Origin of the sequence: Streptomyces sp. NPDC059373 (assembly GCF_042751495.1) — a bacterium.
In the GTDB taxonomy this organism is placed as follows: domain Bacteria; phylum Actinomycetota; class Actinomycetes; order Streptomycetales; family Streptomycetaceae; genus Actinacidiphila.
The window spans coordinates 32,777-52,144 of sequence record NZ_JBHYXC010000033.1 but is presented as its reverse complement, the minus strand read 5'-3'; the positions used below and the strand labels follow the sequence as shown (position 1 = coordinate 52,144).

The window sequence follows — 19,368 nt, the reverse complement described above, 5'->3', positions numbered from 1 at the left end:
CCAGGTCAGGGCTTGCGGGGCAGTACGATGTTCTCCAGCGGCTCCCCGGCCCGGTAGCGCAGCAGCTGGGTGCGGATCAGCCGCAGCGCCCGGGGCAGGAAGGCCGAGCTGTTGCCTCCGCCATGAGGGCTGATCAGCGTGTTGGGCGCGTGCCACAGCGGATGTCCGGCCGGCAGCGGCTCAGGGTCGGTGACGTCGAGGGCCGCGCTCAGCCGGCCCGTTCTGAGTTCGGCGAGCAGCGCGTCGGTGTCCACCACCGCGCCCCTGGACACGTTGACCAGCACGGCGCCGTCCGGCATCTGGGCGAGGAAGTCCGCATCGACCAGGCCACGGGTGTCCTGGGTGAGCGGGACGGTGAGCACCACGATGTCGGCGCGGGGCAGGTGCTCGGGCAGGTCGGCGAGGGCGTGGACGGCCCCGCGCGCAGCGGTGCGGGCGGTCCGGGCGATCCGAAGGACCTCGCACTCGAAGGAGGTGAGCCGGTCCTCGACGGCGGCGGCGATGGAGCCGTAGCCCACGAGCAGGACGGTGCGGTCGGCAAGCGCCGGGCGGAAGCCGGGCCGCCACTCCTCGGCGTCCTGGGCGCGTACGAAGTCGGGAATGCCGCGCAGCGACGCGAGGGCGAGTGTCACGGCCAGCTCGGCGGTGCTGGCGTCGTGCACTCCCTTGGCGTTGCAGAGCACGGCACCGGTGGGAACGTACTTCACGAGCTCGTCGACGCCTGCGGACAGGGACTGGACGACCCGCAGCCGGGGCAGGCGCGGGAGCAGCGTTACGGCGACATCCGCGAAGGTGTAGGGGATGACGAAGAACTCCACCTCCGCCAGGTTCTCGACGGCGGGCGGACCGCCGGTACCGTCCCACACCGCGATGGGCAGGCCCTCGGGCAGGCCGCCGACCCGGGAGGCCGGGTACGGGAGCAGAAACCTGGCGTCGCCAGGATCGGCAGGGCGGTCCATCGGACTCATGGTGCAAATCTAGACGAATCGCTCCGAAGTGCCGTGGCGGACTGGGCTGCCTCCGGGTGACTACGCACCTGTTCGACTCCGTCGGGTGGCTGCCACATGGCCCACCCGATAGTTTGGGATCTGGCACTGAATGTCCCGATTGTGCGAGCGTCCGTCCGGAACAGCACAGCAGACAGGCCCTCCGGGCGGGCGCTACGTCCAGGACAGCCAACGACTCCTAGAACGGGACCCTCTCATGGTCGACGATCGCCACTACGACGTCATCATCATCGGCACGGGAGCGGGCGGCGGAACACTCGCGCACCGGCTGGCCCCCACCGGGAAGCGGGTCCTGATCCTGGAACGCGGCGACTACCTGCCGCGGGAGCGGGACAACTGGGACTCCACCGCCGTCTTCGTCAAGGGCAAATACCGTGCCCCCGAGTTCTGGTACGACAAGCACGGCAACGAGTTCCCCCCGGAGGTGAACTACTACGTCGGGGGCAACACCAAGTTCTACGGCGCCGCGCTCTTCCGGCTCCGGCCCGAGGACTTCGGCGAGCTGCGCCACCACGACGGCATCTCACCGGCCTGGCCGATCCGCTACGAGGAACTGGAGCCGTACTACACCCAGGCCGAGCACCTCTACCTGGTGCACGGCCGGCACGGCGAGGACCCCACCGGAGGGCCGACCAGCGCGCAGTACGCCTACCCGCCGGTCGAGCACGAGGCGCGCATCCAGCAGCTCAGCGACGATCTGGGGAAGGCCGGCCTGCACCCCTTCCACCTGCCCATCGGTGTGAACCTCACCCAGGACGAGAACGGCCGGGCCACCCATGACAGCGTCTGCATCCGCTGCGACCGGGTCGACGGCTTCCCCTGCCTGATGGGCGCCAAGTCCGACGCGCAGGTGATCTGCGTCGACCCGGCGCTCAAGTACGACAATGTCACGATGGTGACCAACGCCAATGTGCGGCGCCTGGAGACCGACCCGACCGGACGCACCGTCACCAGGGTCGTCGCCGAGCTCAAGAACGGAGCGACCGAGGGATTCAGCGCCGACATCGTGGTGGTCGCCGCCGGCGCGGTCAACTCCGCCGTCCTGCTCCTCCGTTCGGCCAACGACAAGCACCCCGGCGGCCTGGCCAACAGCTCGGACGTGGTGGGACGCCACTACATGCGTCACAACAACCTGGCGCTGATGGCGGTGTCGAAGGAACCGAACCCCACCACATTCCAGAAGACCCTGGCGCTGAACGACTGGTACCTCGGCGCGGACGACTGGGACTACCCGCTCGGCGGCATCCAGATGCTCGGCAAGTCGGACTCCGACCAGATCCACGGCGAGGCGCCGCGCTGGGCCGGCGCGGTCGCGCCCGACATGCCCTTCGAGGTACTGGCGCACCACGCCGTCGACTTCTGGCTGTGCGGAGAGGACCTTCCGCTGGCCGAGAGCCGGGTCACCCTTGACAAGGACGACGCCATCCACCTGGTTCTCGACGAGAAGAACAACACCGCCGGGCTGAAGCGCCTCCAGCACAAGCTGCGGGGGATGCTCGGGCACCTGGGCATGCACGAGCAGCATCTGCTGGATCACAGCATCTACCTGCACAAGGGCATGCCGATCGGCGCCACCGCGCACCAGGCCGGCACCGTGCGGTTCGGCGACGACCCACAGAGTTCGGCCCTCGACGTCAACTGCAAGGCCCACGACCTCGACAACCTCTACGTCGTGGACACGAGCTTCTTCCCCAGCATCGGCGCGGTGAACCCGTCACTGACCGCCATCGCCAACGCCTTGCGGGTCGGCGACCACATCGCCGCCCGGCTGAGCTGACGGGGGCGAACCGGCCGAGAACCGCTACAGGTTGTCTCCCGGCGTTCTGGCAGCCCGCGTGTCGGCGTCGGTGAGCTCCTCCAGCTCACCCATCGTGTCGAGCCGGTAGAGCAGCACCAGCGCCGGACCGACCAGCACGATCGCGATGCCCGTGACGATCACCAGCCAGCGCAGGGTGTGAGGGGCGCCGGCTGCCTCGGACACCGTCAGCGAGGTGGGCAGTACGTAGGGCCGCTGCGCGAAGCCCCAAGCGCCGACGGCCAGGGCGACGCTCGCCACTGAGGTGTAGCGGGACCAGCCGTAGGACCGGCGCCACAGAAGCAGCACCGTGGCCAGACCACAGACCGCGGCCAGGATGATCAGCAGCAGACCCAGGCCCCCGGTGAGGCCGTTCCAGACGTACCGGGCGCTGTTGTGGGTGACAGGCAGGCCGATGAGTGCGAGCACGACGACCGCGGCGAAGGCGATCAGCGCCCGCGGGCGGAAGTAGCCGACGAGGTCATGGGCGCCGAACCGCAGGGCATCGGAGCAGAGGAAGACCGCACCGAGGAACGCGGTGGCGGCGATGGCAAGTAGACCCACGAGGACGGAGGTTCCATTGGCCCAGGCGTCCGCGGACGCGGTAGTGCCGACCTTGACCCGGCCGGAGGCGATGCCGCCGAGCACGGCCCCGAGGAAGAATGGCGTGAGCAGTGAAGAGATGGCGAACACCGCGCCGTAGAGCCGTCGTTGGGCGAGGCGGCGGGCCGGCTTACGCAGGGCGAATCCGGCGCCGCGGAGCACCAGGCCGACGGCGGCGAGTGCGAGCGGCAGCCACATCGCGGAGAAGACGGCCTGGAACATCGTGGGGAAGCCGGTCCACATGATGACCAGGACGAAGATCAGCCAGACGTTGTTGGCCTCCCAGACCGGCGCCATCGCGTGGTCGATCAGCCAGCGGGGCCGCTTGCCGCGCTCCGCGCCGCCGGCCAGGAGGTCCCAGAAGCCCGCGCCGTAGTCGGTGCCCCCGGCGCAGGCGTAGGCGGCGATCGCGAGCACCAGCACCCATGCGATGAATTCGGCCATTACGACGCACCGCCAGGGGTGTGGTCGGACCCGCCACCGGGCGCGGCCCCGGTGGCCACGGGCTCAGGCTCGCTTCTGGGCCCGAACGGGGTGTCGGCCTCCGGGGGCAGTTCGGCGCGCGCGGCGGCCGAGCCCTCGTCGGCGATGCGCCATCGGGTGCGCATCTTCAGCACGACCGCGAGGAACGCGCCGAAAACGGCTACGTACACGATCATGACGATGCCGAGCATCGCCCATAGCGATCCGGCGCGAGTGCTGGTCACCGCCTCTGAGACCCGCATGTTGTTGTAGACGATCCAGGGCTGCCGGCCGACCTCCGTGGTGATCCACCCACACTCAACGGTGACCAGACAGGCGACTCCCGCGATGGCGGCGCAGCGGTAGAACCAGCGGCTGTGCGGGTTGTCCCGGTGTCGCCACCAGGACCAGGCGTACCAGAGCGCGAGCAGGATCAGCACGCTGCCGATGGTGGCCATGATGTCGAAGGCCCAGTGGGCGATGGTGGCCTGGACAACCGTGGGGCGGTCGGCGGCCGGCACCGACGTCAGCCCGGTCACCTGGGTGCTGGGCTTGAAGCCGGCGAGGATCGAGTCCAGCTGGGGGATCTTGAGTCCACCGGAGATCGTCCCGTCGCTGTTCAGCCGTCCGAACAAGTACTCGGGCACGTGGGTGTCGGTCTTCCAGACGATCTCCAGGGCGGCGAACTTGATCGGCTGCTTGTGGAAGACGGAGCGAGCGGCGGAGTCGCCGAGCATGAACTGGATCGGTGTGAGGATCGTGGCAACCGTGAACGGCACGGTGAAGCCGAGCCGGTGGTAGCGGTCGCGGCGCCCGCGCAGCCAGCCGACCGCATACACGCCCGCGACCACGTATCCGGCGGTCAGGAGCATCGCGACCACGAAGTGCCAGTACTCCGGGCCGAAGATCGGTGTGAAGATCGCCTGCTGCACGTTGACGTGGATCGGCTTGCCGTGGGCGTCGAGGCTGAACCCCTGGGGAGTGTTCATCCAGGAGTTGGCCGCGATGATGCCGAACGCCCCCATCAGGGCGGCCAGCGGCAGCGGTACGGCCAGCCAGAAGTGGGTCCAGGGCTTGAGCCGGCGCCAGCCGTAGAGGTAGATCGCGATCAGGATGGCCTCCAGGAAGAACGCCCATGCCTCGACGCCGAACCCGAGGCCGAAGACGTCGCCCCAGCGCCCCATCATGCCGGGCCACAGCAGGCCGAACTCGAAGGACAACACGGTGCCGGTGATGATGCCGATGGCGAACTGGACGGCCATCACCGCAGACCAGCGCCGGGCGAGCGTGAGGGCGACGGGGTCGTTGCGGCGGAGCGCCCGGTGGTGCATGAGCAAGGTGATGAACGGCAAGGCCACGCCGAACGGGACCAGCAGGATGTGCGAGGCCAGGGTGAAGGCCATCAGCTCTCGAGCCGGCAGGAGCTGGGCCGGGGTGCTGTTCGCCAGAAGGGCAGCTGTGCTGAGCATGTGCGCCTCGATGGTCTGCCCTGCGGGGGTGGCGGGGCTGAGGAGGGACAGGATGCGGAGGGGCGGCGGCCGTGGAGGGTTGGCCGGGGCCCGTTCTCAGGGAGGCGGCGGGGACGCCTTCGGCCCGGCCGCCCGGGCGGCCGACGCGTCTGTGTCGGGCATGGTGAAGGCGCGTTCGCGGCGCGAGCTGGTGGCGAAGGCGACGGACCAGCTGAGCACCGCTCCCAGCCTGCTGCGGAATCCGGTGAGGAAGGCCAGATGGATGAAGAGCCAGGCGAGCCAGCCGGTGAAGCCCGACAGGTGCAGCGGTCCGGCCTTCACGACGGCCCGGCCGCGGGCGATGTAGGCGGCGCTGCCGAGATCCCAGTACTTGAAGGGCTTCGGCTCCTTCGTCCTGCCTTCGACCGCGTGGCGCACGTTCCGGCCCGCGTAAGCGCCCGACTGCATGGCGACCTCGGCCAGGCCTGGCAGCCGGTTCAGGCTCATCACGTCGCCCGTGATGCGGATCTCCGGGTGGCCGGCGATCGTGAGGTCGGGTTCGACGAGGATGCGTCCGGCCCGGTCCTGTTTGGCGCCGGTTGCCCGGGCCAGGGCGGCGGCGATCGGCGGAGCTTCGACGCCCGCCGTCCACAGCACGGTGCGTGCATCGAACCGGGTTGTCGCGCCGTCATGGTCTTGCACCGTCAGGCCGTGCGCGTCGATGTCGGTGACCATCGTGCCCAGGTGGAGCTCCACGCCCAGGCTCTGCAGCGTTCGGGCCGCACGGTGGGCCAGTGGGGGGCCGAACGCGCCCAGCACCGCGTCGGATCCCTCGAAGAGCAGCACCCGGGCTTTGGCGGAATCGATCGTCTGGAACTCCCGGTCGAGCGTGTGGCCGGCGATCTCCCGGATCTGTCCGGCGAGTTCGACACCGGTCGGCCCGGCGCCGACGAGCGCGAAGGTGAGCCACTGCTGCCGTTCCTGGTCGTCTGCGGCCGTTTCGGCCATCTCGAACGCCCGGTAGATCCGACGGCGGATGTCCAGCGCGTCGTCCAGGGTCTTCATTCCGGGGGCGTGCGCGGCGAACTCGTTGTGCCCGAAGTAGGACTGGCGCATGCCGACCGCGACGATCAGATCGTCGTACGGCAGCTGAACAACCCCGCCCTCGGGTCGCCGGGCGTGGACCAGCCGGGCACCGGCATCCACGTCGGTGGCTTCGGCGAGCACGCAGCTCACGTTGTGGTGGCGTCGCAGGACCGCGCGGAGCGGTTGCGCGATCTGCCCCTCGGACAGGATTCCGGAGGCGCACTGGTAGAGCAGCGGTTGGAAGAGGTGGTGGGCGCGGCGGTCGACCACGGTCACCGCGACCGGTGACTTCCGTAGGGCGCGGGCGGCGAACAGCCCGGCGAACCCCCCGCCGAGGATCACCACCCGGCGGGGAGTGACATGATCCTGCATCCGCGATCAGCCTCCGGTGGCGAAGCCGGGGAAGAGCGTCATTCCGCCGTCGACGAAGAGCGTGGTGCCGACGACGTAGTCGAGCAGGTCGGACGCCACGGCGACGACAGCGTTGGCGATGTCGTCCGGGTCGCCCACGCGGCGGTACGGGATCAGGCGCAGGAGCTCGGCCTCGGCCTCGGGGGTGGACCAGGCGTCGCGGTTGATCGGCGTGCGGATGGCGCCGGGCGCAACCGCGTTGACCCTGATCCGATGGGGGGCCAGCTCCTGGGCGAGGGTCTGCATCAGCATGCCCACACCGCCCTTGGAGGAGGCGTAGTTCACGTGCCCCGACCACGGGATGATCTGGTGGACCGAGCTCATGCAGATGATCTTCCCCGCCGCCCGGGAGACCTCCTCCACCACGCCGCGCCGGATAAACTCCTTGGCGGCCTCCCGCGCGCACAGGAACTGGCCGGTCAGGTTGACGTCGATGACCTTCTGCCACTGGGCGAGTGTCATCTCCGTCAAGGCTGCGTCCCGCTGGAGGCCCGCGTTGGCCACCATGATGTCGATGGTGCCGAACTCCTCGACCATCCGCGCGACCATGGCGGTCACCTGGTCCTCGTCGGACACGTCGGCCTCGTGGGCGTAGGCGCGGACCCCGAAGCTTTCGATCTCCTTGACGACATTGTCTGCCTCGTGCTCACCGACGACGTAGTTCACCACAACGTCTGCTCCGGCCCGGCCCAGGGCAACGGCGGTCGCCAGGCCGATGCCCGAGTTGGCACCGGTCACCAGCGCCTTCTGGCCCCTCAGTAGCTGCGCGGACGTCGTCCCGCGGTTCTCGACTGTTGCTGCCACCACGATCTCTCCTTCGGCGTTTCGGACGCGACGCCCGCAGGGCGCGGGCGACACACATGAGGAAGGCCGGGAGTCGGCCGACCCGCCAGGACAGACACAGGAGCCGTCGCATGCCCGGCCACCAGACGAAAGCACCATGCGCCTCGGGTGGGACAGATCGGCGCGCCACGCAGCCGTATTTCGGCCGGGCACGTCACACGGTCGGGCTACGAGCGCCACGGGCCCTTCCCGGCTGGCGTCATGCGGCCCACCGAGGGGCAGGAGGACGCCAAGCGGCTCGACAATGGCAGCAAGGGGGACACTGTCGTTCCTGCCGTAATCCGGCTGGAGGCTTGGCCTCGGTTGGTATGGCGTGGCGTGGAAGGGCCTGGGGGAGCAGGTCGGCTCCCAGCTGGCTCCCAGAGTGACTCAGGAGCGCAGCATGCGCATGGCCGGCGCGGACTCGAAGTCAGTCCGAAGTGGGCGTCGCCTTGGGTGCGCGGAACAGGCAGCCGATCGCCGCGGCGAGGACGACGATGCAGATGGCGATCAGGGAGGCGGACAGGCCGTCCATGAAGGCGGTTTTGACGCCGTAGGCAAGGGCTGCGCCCTGGGCGCCGAGGCGGTCGGCGACGTAGAGGCCGGCGGCTGCTGAGTGACGTACGGACTCGGCTGCCTCCGCGGGGAGTTGGTTCACGGAGTCGGGGAGAGAAGAACGGTAGTGGCTGCCGTAGATCGAGCCCGTAAGGGCGATGCCGACGGCTGAACCCACCTCGCGGGTGGTGTCGTTCATGGCGGAGGCGACGGTGGGCCGGGCGCGTAACAGCCCCGGGTCGATGAACACCGGCTGCCCGTCCGGGCCGTCGGGGAAGAGGAAGTGCTCCGGCTTGAGGTCTCCCAAGACCACCGCCGCGCCCGGGGCGAGCCGGACGTACGTGCGCAGCCGGTGCAGGCTGGCCGCCGTCCGCCGCAACAGTTCCAGCACTCGGGCTCGGTCGGCGGGAAAGCAGTGTTCGGCGCCCAGCGGTTCTACGTACAACGGCAAGGACAGGCCGTTGAGCTTCCTGCTCGCTGCCGCCGGGCCAGGGCCTGCGGCGCGACCGGCCGGCGCGCGGATCACCATGCGACTGCGCGGTGCCGCCGGGCGGCGAATACGCGACGCCGCCTCCACCGTCATCCAGGCCGCCCGGGATCTGCACCTGTCCTGGCCGACCGTGATGGACGCCTTCCGCGCCGCCGCACGCGAGGTGATCGAGGCACCGCTGCCCGAGGTGCGGGCGCTGGGCATCGACGAGACCCGGCGCGGACGGCCGCGCTGGGAACAGGACCCCGGCACGGGAAAGTGGAGGCTGACGCGCGATCGGTGGCACACCGGGTTCGTCGATGCACTCGGCACCGGCGGCCTGCTCGGCCAGGTCGAAGGCCGCACCGTCGCCGATGAGCTCGCCTGGCTCGCCACCACCCCGCTGACCTGGAGGAAGAGCATCGAGTACGTGGCCATCGACATGTCGACCACCTACCGTGCCGCCGTCCGCACCGGTCTCCCGCACGCCACCGTCGTGGTCGACCACTTCCACGTCGTCCAACTCGCCAACAAAATGCTATCCATGGTCAGGCGCCGCACCACCGCCGAGACCCGCGGCCGGCGCGGACGCGCAAGTGATCCGGAATGGAGAGCCAGGCGACGCCTCCTGCGCAACCGCGAGGACCTCACCGACGAACAGTTCGCCACCATGTGGAACGCGCTGCTGGGAGAGGGACCGATCGGACAGACCCTGCTGACGGCGTGGATCGCCAAGGAGAACCTGCGCAACCTGCTCGCCCTGGCCCGCACCAGTGCCGACCGGCACCAAGTCGGCCAGGCCCGCTGGAAGTTCCTCACCTGGTGCGCGGACTCCGACATCCCCGAGGTACGGCAGCTCGCCGTCACCGCCGACCGGTGGTGGCCGGAGATCGAAACATTCATCGACACCGGGCACAGCAACGCCAAGAGCGAAGGCATCAACCGCGTCATCAAGCTCGTCGCTCGCAACGCCTTCGGTTTTCGCAACGCCGACGACCAACGATTACGGACACAGTGCGTCACCACACGCCGGGGCCGCGGACACCTCCGCACCGCTCAACTTTGAAGACCCGGTTTTCGGCGGGTAGTGCACGAGCAGGTGGACGTGATCGTCTGGGCTGTTGAAGTCGTGCAGTTCCGCGCCGAAGCTCTCGCACACGTCTCGCATGATCGCCTCGCAGCGCGTCAGCATCTCGTCGTTGAAGATCCCACGCCGGTACTTGGTGACAAACACCAAGTGGGCGTGCAGGTGGTAGATGACGTGATTTCCCCGTCGGATATGAGGATCTGGTTTCCAGCGCGGTGACGTACGGCACGTTAGTAGGATCAAGCAAATCCGACCGGAGGGGGTGGGCTGGGTGATCCGTGCGTACAAATTCCTCATGCGGCCCACCCTCCGCCAGGAGCAGGCGCTGGGCGAGATGCTGCGGGATCACTGCTCTCTCTACAACGGGGCCTTGCAGGAACGGCGCGACGCCTACCGTCATCCCTCGAAGACCACCGTCAAGTACGGGATGCAGTCCGCGCAGTTGAAGGAGATCCGGGCGTTTGACCCGGAGCGTCAGGGCCGCTGGTCGTTCTCCTCGCAGCAGGCGACATTGCGCCGCCTGGACAAGGCGTTCGCCGCATTCTTCCGTCGGGTCAAGTCCGGTGACACTCCCGGCTACCCGCGCTTTCGCGGGGTGAATTGGTTCGACACAGTGGACTTCCCGAAGGATGGGGACGGCTGCCGCTGGGACTCCACCCCGCACGATCGGGTCACCCGCGTCCGCCTCCAAGGCGTCGGCCACGTGAAGGTCAACCAGCACCGCGCCGTGGCCGGCAAGGTCAAGACGATCTCGGTCAAGCGTGAGGGTCGCAAGTGGTTCGTCGTGCTCACCGCCGAACAAGCCCAGCCGCAGCCGCTGCCCGCAACCGGCAGCGTGGTCGGGATCGACCTGGGCATTGCCAACTTCCTCGCCGATTCGGACGGCGGGTTCGTGCCCAACCCGCGACACGGGCGTCAGGCCGCCGCGAAGCTTGAAGCTGCACAGCAGGCACTGAGCCGGTTTCCCCGTGTCCGCCGGGACAAGCGCACCCGCAACCACCAGCGGGCCGTGGACAAGGTCGCCGAGCTGTACGGCAAGGTCCGCCGCCAGCGCCTCGACCACGCACACAAGACCGCCCTCGGCCTGGTCCGTGTGCATGACTTCATCGCGCACGAAGACCTCAAGATCCGCAACATGAGCAAGGCCCCCGCACCCAAGCCCAACCCCGACCAGACAGGCGCGTTCCTGCCCAACGGGGCGGCTGCCAAGGCCGGGCTCAACCGCAGCATCACTGACGCCGGATGGGGGGTGTTCCTGACGATCCTGCACGCCAAGGCTGAAAGCGCCGGACGGGAAGTGATCGCCGTGGACCCCCGCAACACCTCCCGCACCTGCCCCGAATGCGGGCATACCGCCAAGGAAAACCGGCCCACACAGGAGAAGTTCCACTGCGTCGTCTGCGGCCACACCGCGCACGCCGACACAGTCGCAGCCACCAACGTTCTACGGGCCGGGCTGGTCCGTCGCGACGCCAACCCGGCGTAACGAGAAGCCCCCGGCTTCAGCCGAGGGAGGAGTCACGGTTGTTCCTCTGGGGTGTCGGTTCATTGCCCGCCTTCGCGGGGCGATGGGGGATATGTACTTTCACGGCGATGTGGGGAATGTTCGCGCAGCGAACATGTGCAAGAGGGTCAGGTGAGGGCCACCGCTCCGCCGTCCACGGTGAGGACGGTTCCGGTGACGTAACTGGCCCGCGGAGAGGCCAGGAAGAGGATCGTCTCGGCGATCTCCTCGGGGTCGGCGAGGCGGCCGAGCGGCACTTCGGCGCCGATACGCTCGAAGTTCTCCTCGCCGATCATGCTGGTGACGTTCTCGGTGCGGGTGTGACCGGGTGCGACGCCGTTGACCCGGACCCCGCGGCCGCCGAACCTCGGGCCGCCATCTTCTCCGCCAGCGCCGCGGTGAGGAAGAAAGGTCCCTGCACGTTCGTCTCGAACAGCTGCTGGAAGGTGTCCAGGTCCTGCTCCGCCGTCGGGGCGAACGGGAACGCGCCGGCGTTGTTCACCAGGATGTCCACGTCACCCACCTGGTCGACGAGCCTGCGCACCGACTCGGGGTCGCGCAGGTCGACCTGGAGGAAACGCGCCCGGCCGCCGTGCTCCCCGAGCACGCCGACAGCCTTGGCGCCGGCGTCTTCGCTCCGGCCGGCGATCACGACCTCGGCTCCCTCCCGGGCCAGCAACCGTGCCGTCGCGAAGCCGATGCCGGTGGCGCCCCCCGTCACGAGTGCCTTCCGCTCGTAAAGTTCCATGATCTGTCCTTCCATCGTGACGTGGCGGTGGTGTGGCCACCGCGATGTCACACAACCAACGGGGCGGACGACGCCGTGCCCTGCGCCCATTCGTCCTCCAACGCCCGCCCATCAGGAATTCTTATGGCCACCGTTGCCCTGTAGGTCGGCGTGGCCTTGCGCAGCCTGCTGGCTCGGGGAGCTGGGAGGCTCCGGCGTCCCGAGGGGGCGGCGGCCGAGGCGACAGCGGGTCACTCGGGGTTGCGGTTGCCCAGGGCTACGACGAAGTGGCCGAGGTCGCGGCGGTGTGACCCGGCCTGCCAGACGGCCCAGGTGCGGCGTACCAGGGGGTTGCCTGTCAGGGGCTGCCAGACGACGTTTTCGGGCAAGGGGTGGAACCAGTGCGGCGGCGCCAGGGCGAAGGCCGTTCCCGCGCTCACCGCGGCCAGCTTCACCTCGGCAAGGAGTACCTGCCCGCCGAGGGCGGAGGAATCGGTGTCGATGCCGTGGCCGCGCAGGACCGCGGTCACCTCGTCGTACCAGGTGGGACTTCCGGAGCGGGGGAAGCCGACCCAGTGGAGTCCGGTGAGGTCGTCGAGGCGTATCCCTTCCGGGCCGGCCAGCGCGGCGGCCTGATCGGCTGCGAGCAGCACGCCCAGTTTCTCTTCGATGACCCTGATCGCGTCCAGGTCGGGGCCCAGCGGCCGTTCACGGACCAGGGCGATGTCGAGTTCGCCCGCGCGCAGGGCCGCCAGTTGCTCCGCGGTGGATATGTGCCTGGGTTCCACCCGGGTCTCGGGATAGGCGTCGGCGAGCGCGGAGAGCGGGTGGGTCAGAAACCCGGACGGTAGTTCGAGGGGGATGCCGAGCCGCAGCACTCCACCGCCGGACGAGGCGTGCCGGGCCATGGCGGCGACGGCTTGGTCGTAGCGGGCCAGTACCCCGCGGGACTCGGCAAGGAGGGTGGTGCCGGCGGCGGTGGGCTGGACGCCGGTCGAGCTGCGGACGAGCAGGTCGACTCCGAATTCCCGCTCCAGCGCCAGCACCATCTGGGAGAGCCGGGGCTGTCTCATGTGGAGCCGGCGGGCCGCCGCGGACAAGGCGCCCTCCTCGACCACCGTCGCGAAGGCACGCATGTCCCGCAGTTCCATGGCCCCATCGCACCACAGCGACGGGCCGTGACACCACAGGGACGCCATAAACGTCCCTGATGGGGGGTGCTTCCGAGGCGACTGGACGAACGCTGCGAGTGGTACGGCTCAGGTGGTTGTGTGGAAGAGCGGCGCACGACGGCGCCGTGCCACCGAAGGAGTGACCATGACCGGCGCAGCCCCCGAATACTTCACCGCCTTCAAGAACATCGCCTTGAGTCGCACGGACTCCGGAGTGCTGACCCTGCGCTTCCACAGCGACGGCGGCCCGGCCACCTTCACCGGACAGCTGCACACCGACCTCCCGCGCGCCCTGTTCGAGATCGGCGAGGACCGCGACAACCGGGTCCTGGTGCTGACCGGCACCGGGGACAGCTTCATGACCGAGATCGACGGCGCCAGCCTCGGGGACATCACCAAGCCCGCGCAATGGGACCGCACCGTCGCCGAGGGCCGCCGGGTGATGCAGCGCCTGGTGGACCTGGAGATGCCGATCGTCGCCGCCGTCAACGGCCCGGCCTCCGTACACAGCGAATACGCGCTGCTGGCCGACATCGTCGTGGCCGCGGACACCACCGTCTTCTCCGACTTCCCCCACCTGACGTTCGGCATCGTGCCCGGCGACGGCATCCAGATCGCCTGGGAGGAGGCCATCGGTGCCGGCCGCACCCGCTACCTCACTCTCACCCAGGGCTCTTTTACCGCCGACCAGGCCGAACGGTGGGGCGCCGTCGCCGAGGTGCTGGAGCTGGAGCGAGTGCTGCCGCGTGCGCAGGAACTCGCCGAGCAGCTCGCCGCCAAGCCGCAGTTGCTCACCCGCTATCTGGCCGTCACCCTGCGGCAGCGGATCAGCCGCCGGATGGCCGAGGGCACCCAGCTGGGCATGGCGCTCGAGGGCCTCACCGCCGCCGACCTCGCCTACCGGAGCGAGGACGGAGCGTGACCGCCGCCGACCGCTGGATCGGCGCACTGCACGACTCGTCCCTACGGCTGGGGCAGGCCGTCGCCGACCTGCCCCCCGACCGGCTCGCCGGGCCGTCGTTCGCCGAGGGCTGGACCATCGGACAGGTGCTGTCCCATCTGGGCAGCGGCGCGGAGATCTGCACCGCGCTCGTGGAACGGGGCCTCAAGGGAGATGAGCGGGGCCCGGTCCGGGAGGAGCTGCTGCCGGTGTGGGAGCGGTGGGACGCGATGTCCCCCGTCGAACAGCGCGCCGCGTGGCGCGAGGCCGACGAACGCCATCTGGCGCTCCTGGACTCGGTCGGCGCCGGGCAGCGCGCGTCCCTGCGCGTCCCGTACTTCGCCGGCCTGCTCGATCTCGCGTCATACGCCGGCTACCGGCTGTCGGAGCAGGTCGTGCACGCCTGGGACGTCATGGTCACGCTGGACGAGCGGGCGGTGCTGGACGCGCCCGACGTGGTGCTCCTCTGGGAGCGGATCGACCTGGTGGCCACGCGCTTCCGCAACGCCGACGCCCTCACCCGCCTCGCACCGCAGCGCGTCCAGGTGCGGCTGACCGACCCCGAGCAGACCCTGCTCCTCCGCACCGAACTCCACCTCTACCCGACCCCTCCCAACGACCCCACCGCCACCCTGACCGGCCCCGCGGAATCGGTCCTGCGGCTCGTCTACGGCCGAAACCGCCCCAAGGACCCCCTGACGGCCACCGGCTCGATCACCCTCGACGACCTGCGGACGCTCTTCCCCGGTTTCTGACCGAAGAGCGATCAGCCGTCGATCGCCCACAGAACAGCTTCCGATCCGCCGCCGACCGCCGACTGTGAGCCGAGCGGGTCGTCTCGTCCCGAGGAACGATGGAATCATGAACACTTCACCCGAAAACCCTCCGGGAACCACCGCCAAAGACACCGCGGAAGACACCTACGATGTGATCGTGCTCGGGGCCGGTCCGGTCGGCCAGAACGCCGCCGACCACGCACGCGCGGCAGGACTGACCGTCGCCGTGGTCGAGCGTGAACTGGTCGGCGGGGAATGCTCGTACTGGGCCTGCGTCCCCAGCAAGGCGCTGCTGCGGCCGGTCATCGCGGTCGCCGACGCACGCCGGGTGGACGGTGCCCGCCAGGCGGTCACCGGGCCACTCGACACGGCCCGGGTCTTCGCACGGCGCGATCACTACGTCACCGACTGGGACGACTCCGGGCAGGCCAACTGGGTCAAGTCCATCGGCGCCGACCTGGTCCGCGGGCAGGGCCGCATCGACGGCCCGCGCCGCGTGACCGTCACCTCCTCCGACGGCCGCCGCCGCACCCTCACCGCCCGGCACGCCGTCGCGGTGGCCACCGGCAGCCGGCCCGTGCTGCCCGACGTACCGGGCGTGGAGGAAGCCCGTCCCTGGACCAACCGCGAGGGCACCGACTCCAGCTACGTGCCCGGCAGGCTCGCCATCGTCGGCGGCGGCGGAGTGGGCGTCGAGATGGCCACCTTGTGGCAGGGCCTCGGCTCCCGGGTCACCCTGCTGGCCCGCCGCCCGCTGCTGCCCCGGATGGAGCCCTTCGCCGGCGACATGGTCACCGCCCGCCTCACCGAGGCCGGCGCGGACGTGCGCATCGGCGTCTCGGTGACCGGGCTGCGCCGCACCGACCCGGACGGGCCGGTCACCCTGAGCCTGGACGACGGGACACAGGTGGAGGCCGACGAGGTCATGTTCGCGACCGGGCGGGCGCCGCGCACCGACGACATCGGCCTGGAAACCGTGAGCCTGACCCCCGGATCCTGGCTCGACGTCGACGAGACCTGCCTGGTCCGGGGAGTGGAGGGCACCTGGCTGTACGCCCTTGGCGACGTCAACCACCGCGCCCTGCTCACCCACCAGGGCAAGTACCAGGCACGGACCGCGGGCGACGCGATCGGCGCCCGCGCCAAGGGACTGCCGCTCGACAACGGACCCTGGGGCGACCACGCCACCACCGCCGACCAGCACGCCGTACCCCAGGTCTTCTTCACCGACCCCGAAGCCGCGGCCGTGGGCCTGTCCGCCGAACAGGCCACCCGGGCCGGTCACCGCATCACCGTGGTCGACGTGGACTTCACCCAGGCCCAGGGGGCGAACCTGTACGCCGACGGCTACCAAGGCCAAGCCCGCATGGTCGTCGACCTCGACCGCGGAACCCTCCTCGGGGTGACCTTCGTCGGACCCGGCGTCAGCGAACTGCTGCACTCCGCAACTGTCGCCGTCGCGGGCGAGATCCCCCTCAAACGACTGCGGCACGCCGTCGCCTGCTTCCCAACCGTCAGCGAAATCTGGCTGTTCATGCTCAAGGCGTACAAGGGGTAGCACGCACCCGCCGACGGCCGGATGGGGAACAGGCGGTGAAGATTGGCGAGGTCCCGCCCGGTCACCTTGCCTACCTCACCGACCGCTGCTGCCTGCACGCCCGACAGCCGCAGAAACACGCCACCAGGTACGTGCCCGGTGACCAGGTCCTGGAGCTGTATCCGGTCGAGGAGCCCGAGCACCTGGACGAGCGCCGCGCCGCGATGGGCCTGGAATTCTTCGCGGAATACGACGCGCGCATCCGGTTCGGCGCGGCTCTGTTCGGTGATACGGGCCGATGTGACGGCGGGTAGGGCCCCAGAGCCACTGGAGCCGACTCGCCGGGATGGCCCGACGGCACCTCGCCGCCGTCGCAGTGATCGTCCTGGGCCGATCGTCGGCCGAGTCGGATCAGCGATGCGTATGCGTGAGGCGGGGTGACCGCACGGAGCTGATCGGGGGGCGGGACGGCAGTGGCGGCACAACCCACTGGCGCCCGGTGCGTGAGCCATGCGTGAGCGGATGGCGGAGCATCAAGTCATTGGCGCTGGACCTGGTCGGCGGCACCGTCAGGCGAATCGGGTCTCGTCCGGCCTGCTTCGTGGCTTGTTCCCGGTCGACTTCCCTGGCGCGCGGATGTGGCCACGCGCGTTCAGCCCGGCGACTGATCGCTGAATCGTAGGTCTGTCTCCGCCAGCGGTGCGCAGACGGGCACGTCCGGCCGGGGGAGTGCGATGGGCGGGTCGGCGCCGATGCGTTCGCAGGTGAGTGCGGAGACCAGGATTGCGTCGTCGACGGCGGCGGCGAGCACGGTGGGCGAGGACCGCGCGACGAGTTCGGGGGTGTGCAGGCCGTGCCGCACCAGGGCGCCGAGCAGCCCTGCGGTGAAGGCGTCCCCGGCTCCTACGGTGTCCGCCACCGCGACCTTGCGGCCGGGCCGGCTCATCCTTGCCGCGTCTGCTTGGAACACGTGTGCGCCGTGGGCACCGTCCGTGATGACGACGAGCACGGCGCCGAGTTCGAGCCAGCGGGCGCTGACCTGCTCGATGTCGGCGACGGGGTAGAGCCACTCGACGTCCTCGCGGCTTGCCTTGACGATGTGTGCGGCGCTGACACTGCGTTCGACGGCATGCCGGGCGCGTGCCGGGTCATGCAGCAGCACGGGCCGGACGTTGGGGTCGTAACTGACGAGGGTCCGGCCGCGTTGCCGCATCTCGCGTACGGCGGCGTGAATGTGCTCGTTCCCCGGTGACGTCCAGGAGGCGACCGAGCCGAAGTGGAGTATGCCGGTGTCCGCGGGGACGAGGGCGGCCTCGGAGGCGGTCCATTGCCAGTCAGCGGTGCCGTTGAAGTAGAAGTCGTAACTGGCCTGCGCATGGGCATCCATGGAGACGACCGCCAGGGTGGTCGGCTCGGCCGCGTGCGGGGCGCAGGTCAGATCGATCCCCTCGGAGGCGGCGTGGTCGCGCAGGATCCGGCCGAATGCGTTGTCCGCCAGTCGCGCCATCAGTGATGTGCGGTGTCCCAGTCGGGCCAGGCCGATGGCGACGTTGAACGGACTGCCGCCGGGCCGGGCCCGGAAGTCACCAGCGTTGCCGTGCGGGACCAGGTCGATGAGAGCTTCCCCGATCACGGTGACCACGAACGGGTGTGCCCGGGGGGTGGGTTCAGTCATGGCGGGATTCCCCAGTCCTTATCTCGCCCGAGCCCCGCACGATCAGGCGGGTCGGCACGGTGAACGTTCTGCTCGGCGACTGGTCGCCGTCCAGCCTGCGGAACAGGATCTCGGCCGCGAGTTTGCCCAAGGCCTCGATGTCCTGGGCGATGACGGAGATCCCTGGCTGGAGCATGTCGGCGAGGGGGAAGTCGTCGAATCCCACGTGGGCCACCGTCTGGTGCAGGCCGAGCGTGCGCAGCGCACGGCTGGCGCCGATGGTGACCAGGTTCTGGCTGGTGAACAGCGCGCTGGGCGGATCGGGCAGCCCCAGCAGCTGCTCAGTGGCCTCGATGGCCGCTTCCACCGTGCTCGCTTGGTGCCGGACGATTTCTTCGTCGACCTCCAGATGTGCGAGTTCCAGGGCGTGCCGGTATCCGGCGAAGCGCTGCACGGCGGTGGAGATCGAAGCCCGGTCCCCGAGGTAGGCGATGCGGCGGTGGCCGGCATCGAGCAGGTGATTGACTGCGTTGATCGCACCCTGCCGGTTGTCCGAGACCACCGCGTCGGCGTCGAGGAGTTGCGGTTCGCGGTCGAGGAAGACCAGGCAGGTGCCCGCGCGCTGCTCCTTGATCAGGTAACTGTGGTCACGGCCGGCGGGCACGATCACCAGCCCGTCCACTCGGCGGTCGATGAGCGCGCCGACCAGCTCGCGTTCCCGAGCCGGGTCCTCGTCCAGGCTGCCGATCAGTACCAGGACGCCGCGCTCGCGTGCCGCGTTCTCGACGGTGCGCGTCAGCGCTGCGGAGAAGGGGTTCGCCGTATCCTCGACGAGCATCCCGATCGTGGCTGTCCGGCCGTCGCTGCGGCGCAGGTTACTGGCGGTCAGATTCGGCCGGTAGCCAAGTCTGTCGGCGGCCTCGTTCACCCGGGCGGCCAGCACGGGGTCGACGGTGGTGACCCCGTTGACGACCCGCGAGACGGTCTTGATGGCCACCCCGGCCAGTGCCGCCACGTCCCGCATCGTGGGGCGGTTCTGGCGTTCCAAGGGTGGTTGTCCCCCCTGAGGCATCGTTGTCTCCCAGAGATTCTGCGTTACCGACTTGTTGCGTGTGCACGTCGATCGGTGTCTTGACGCACTCAACCACACGGCGCAGTATCGCGTCGAGGCAACGTTGTCTCAATCTCCCCTCGGGCGGTTCCGGAAGGGTTTCACACATGGACATGCCAATAAGCAGCAGTGTCGCTGCGGCGTCGGGCCGTCGGAGTCGACGCACCCGGGCGGCCGCGGTCGGTGCCGTGGTCTGCCTCTC

At 69.6% G+C, this 19,368-nt stretch carries 16 protein-coding genes and 2 pseudogenes; 7 read left to right on the top strand and 11 right to left on the bottom strand.

Annotated elements, in window-relative coordinates; genetic code table 11:
* Window positions 1-5: 5 nt before the first annotated feature.
* Complete coding sequence (locus ACFXJ5_RS31655) at window positions 6-968, bottom strand: 2-hydroxyacid dehydrogenase (RefSeq protein WP_384638662.1); 963 nt, start codon at window positions 966-968, stop codon at window positions 6-8.
* A 235-nt stretch (window positions 969-1,203) separates the two neighbouring features.
* On the opposite strand from ACFXJ5_RS31655, the gene ACFXJ5_RS31650 reads away from it, so the two are divergent.
* Window positions 1,204-2,784, top strand: a complete 1,581-nt coding sequence (locus tag ACFXJ5_RS31650) for a GMC oxidoreductase (protein WP_384638660.1) — start codon at window positions 1,204-1,206, stop codon at window positions 2,782-2,784.
* Between the two features lie 24 nt (window positions 2,785-2,808).
* Here the strand turns inward: ACFXJ5_RS31650 and ACFXJ5_RS31645 are convergent, their stop codons facing one another.
* The 5 genes from ACFXJ5_RS31645 to ACFXJ5_RS31625 all read right to left on the bottom strand — a co-directional run bounded on the left by ACFXJ5_RS31645 (window position 2,809) and on the right by ACFXJ5_RS31625 (window position 8,580).
* Window positions 2,809-3,849, bottom strand: a complete 1,041-nt coding sequence (locus tag ACFXJ5_RS31645) for a cytochrome d ubiquinol oxidase subunit II (protein ID WP_384638657.1) — start codon at window positions 3,847-3,849, stop codon at window positions 2,809-2,811.
* Window positions 3,849-5,336: a cytochrome ubiquinol oxidase subunit I gene (locus ACFXJ5_RS31640; protein ID WP_384638654.1), complete on the bottom strand. Its 1,488-nt coding sequence runs from the start codon at window positions 5,334-5,336 to the stop codon at window positions 3,849-3,851. The genes ACFXJ5_RS31645 and ACFXJ5_RS31640 overlap by 1 nt, the downstream gene beginning before the upstream one ends.
* Before the next feature lie 96 nt (window positions 5,337-5,432).
* Window positions 5,433-6,773, bottom strand: coding sequence for an NAD(P)/FAD-dependent oxidoreductase (locus ACFXJ5_RS31635; protein WP_384638651.1), 1,341 nt, complete (start codon window positions 6,771-6,773; stop codon window positions 5,433-5,435).
* Between the two features lie 6 nt (window positions 6,774-6,779).
* Window positions 6,780-7,616, bottom strand: coding sequence for an SDR family oxidoreductase (locus ACFXJ5_RS31630; RefSeq protein WP_384638720.1), 837 nt, complete (start codon window positions 7,614-7,616; stop codon window positions 6,780-6,782).
* A 448-nt stretch (window positions 7,617-8,064) separates the two neighbouring features.
* The gene (locus tag ACFXJ5_RS31625; RefSeq protein ID WP_384638725.1) at window positions 8,065-8,580 is read right to left on the bottom strand and encodes a hypothetical protein; all 516 of its coding nucleotides are present in this window, start codon (window positions 8,578-8,580) and stop codon (window positions 8,065-8,067) included.
* Between ACFXJ5_RS31625 and ACFXJ5_RS31620 the strand changes: the two genes are divergently transcribed.
* Window positions 8,531-9,724: an ISL3 family transposase gene (locus tag ACFXJ5_RS31620; protein ID WP_384638717.1), complete on the top strand. Its 1,194-nt coding sequence runs from the start codon at window positions 8,531-8,533 to the stop codon at window positions 9,722-9,724. The two genes, ACFXJ5_RS31625 and ACFXJ5_RS31620, sit on opposite strands and share 50 nt — an antisense overlap.
* Here ACFXJ5_RS31620 and tnpA read toward each other — a convergent pair.
* A pseudogene (tnpA, locus tag ACFXJ5_RS31615) lies at window positions 9,716-9,937 on the bottom strand (IS200/IS605 family transposase); the annotation flags it as partial. The gene ACFXJ5_RS31620 and the pseudogene tnpA sit on opposite strands and share 9 nt — an antisense overlap.
* 79 nt (window positions 9,938-10,016) lie before the next feature.
* Here tnpA and ACFXJ5_RS31610 point away from each other — a divergent pair.
* Window positions 10,017-11,231 (top strand): RNA-guided endonuclease InsQ/TnpB family protein, encoded by a 1,215-nt coding sequence (locus ACFXJ5_RS31610; protein WP_384638648.1) that lies wholly within the window; start codon window positions 10,017-10,019, stop codon window positions 11,229-11,231.
* A gap of 146 nt (window positions 11,232-11,377) precedes the next feature.
* On the opposite strand, the pseudogene ACFXJ5_RS31605 reads toward ACFXJ5_RS31610, so the two are convergent.
* Window positions 11,378-11,997 (bottom strand): annotated as a pseudogene (locus ACFXJ5_RS31605) (SDR family NAD(P)-dependent oxidoreductase).
* Window positions 11,998-12,227: 230 nt separating this feature from the next.
* Window positions 12,228-13,127 (bottom strand): LysR family transcriptional regulator, encoded by a 900-nt coding sequence (locus ACFXJ5_RS31600; RefSeq protein ID WP_384638645.1) that lies wholly within the window; start codon window positions 13,125-13,127, stop codon window positions 12,228-12,230.
* Window positions 13,128-13,293: 166 nt separating this feature from the next.
* Here ACFXJ5_RS31600 and ACFXJ5_RS31595 point away from each other — a divergent pair, with 166 nt between their 5' ends.
* From ACFXJ5_RS31595 to ACFXJ5_RS31580, 4 genes are all read left to right on the top strand, one after another.
* Complete coding sequence (locus ACFXJ5_RS31595; RefSeq protein ID WP_384638642.1) at window positions 13,294-14,070, top strand: enoyl-CoA hydratase/isomerase family protein; 777 nt, start codon at window positions 13,294-13,296, stop codon at window positions 14,068-14,070.
* On the top strand, window positions 14,067-14,843 hold the full coding sequence (locus ACFXJ5_RS31590) for a maleylpyruvate isomerase family mycothiol-dependent enzyme (RefSeq protein ID WP_384638639.1): 777 nt from the start codon (window positions 14,067-14,069) through the stop codon (window positions 14,841-14,843). Before ACFXJ5_RS31595 ends, ACFXJ5_RS31590 begins: the two co-directional genes overlap by 4 nt.
* A gap of 106 nt (window positions 14,844-14,949) precedes the next feature.
* Complete coding sequence (locus ACFXJ5_RS31585) at window positions 14,950-16,422, top strand: dihydrolipoyl dehydrogenase family protein (RefSeq protein ID WP_384638636.1); 1,473 nt, start codon at window positions 14,950-14,952, stop codon at window positions 16,420-16,422.
* 35 nt (window positions 16,423-16,457) lie between these two features.
* Window positions 16,458-16,715 (top strand): DUF6624 domain-containing protein, encoded by a 258-nt coding sequence (locus tag ACFXJ5_RS31580; protein ID WP_384638633.1) that lies wholly within the window; start codon window positions 16,458-16,460, stop codon window positions 16,713-16,715.
* Between the two features lie 338 nt (window positions 16,716-17,053).
* Here ACFXJ5_RS31580 and ACFXJ5_RS31575 read toward each other — a convergent pair whose 3' ends face one another.
* A complete protein-coding gene (locus ACFXJ5_RS31575) occupies window positions 17,054-18,076 on the bottom strand; it encodes a carbohydrate kinase (protein WP_384638630.1) in 1,023 nt (340 codons plus the stop codon).
* Window positions 18,069-19,127: a LacI family DNA-binding transcriptional regulator gene (locus ACFXJ5_RS31570; protein ID WP_384638628.1), complete on the bottom strand. Its 1,059-nt coding sequence runs from the start codon at window positions 19,125-19,127 to the stop codon at window positions 18,069-18,071. Before ACFXJ5_RS31570 ends, ACFXJ5_RS31575 begins: the two co-directional genes overlap by 8 nt.
* Window positions 19,128-19,368: the final 241 nt, after the last annotated feature.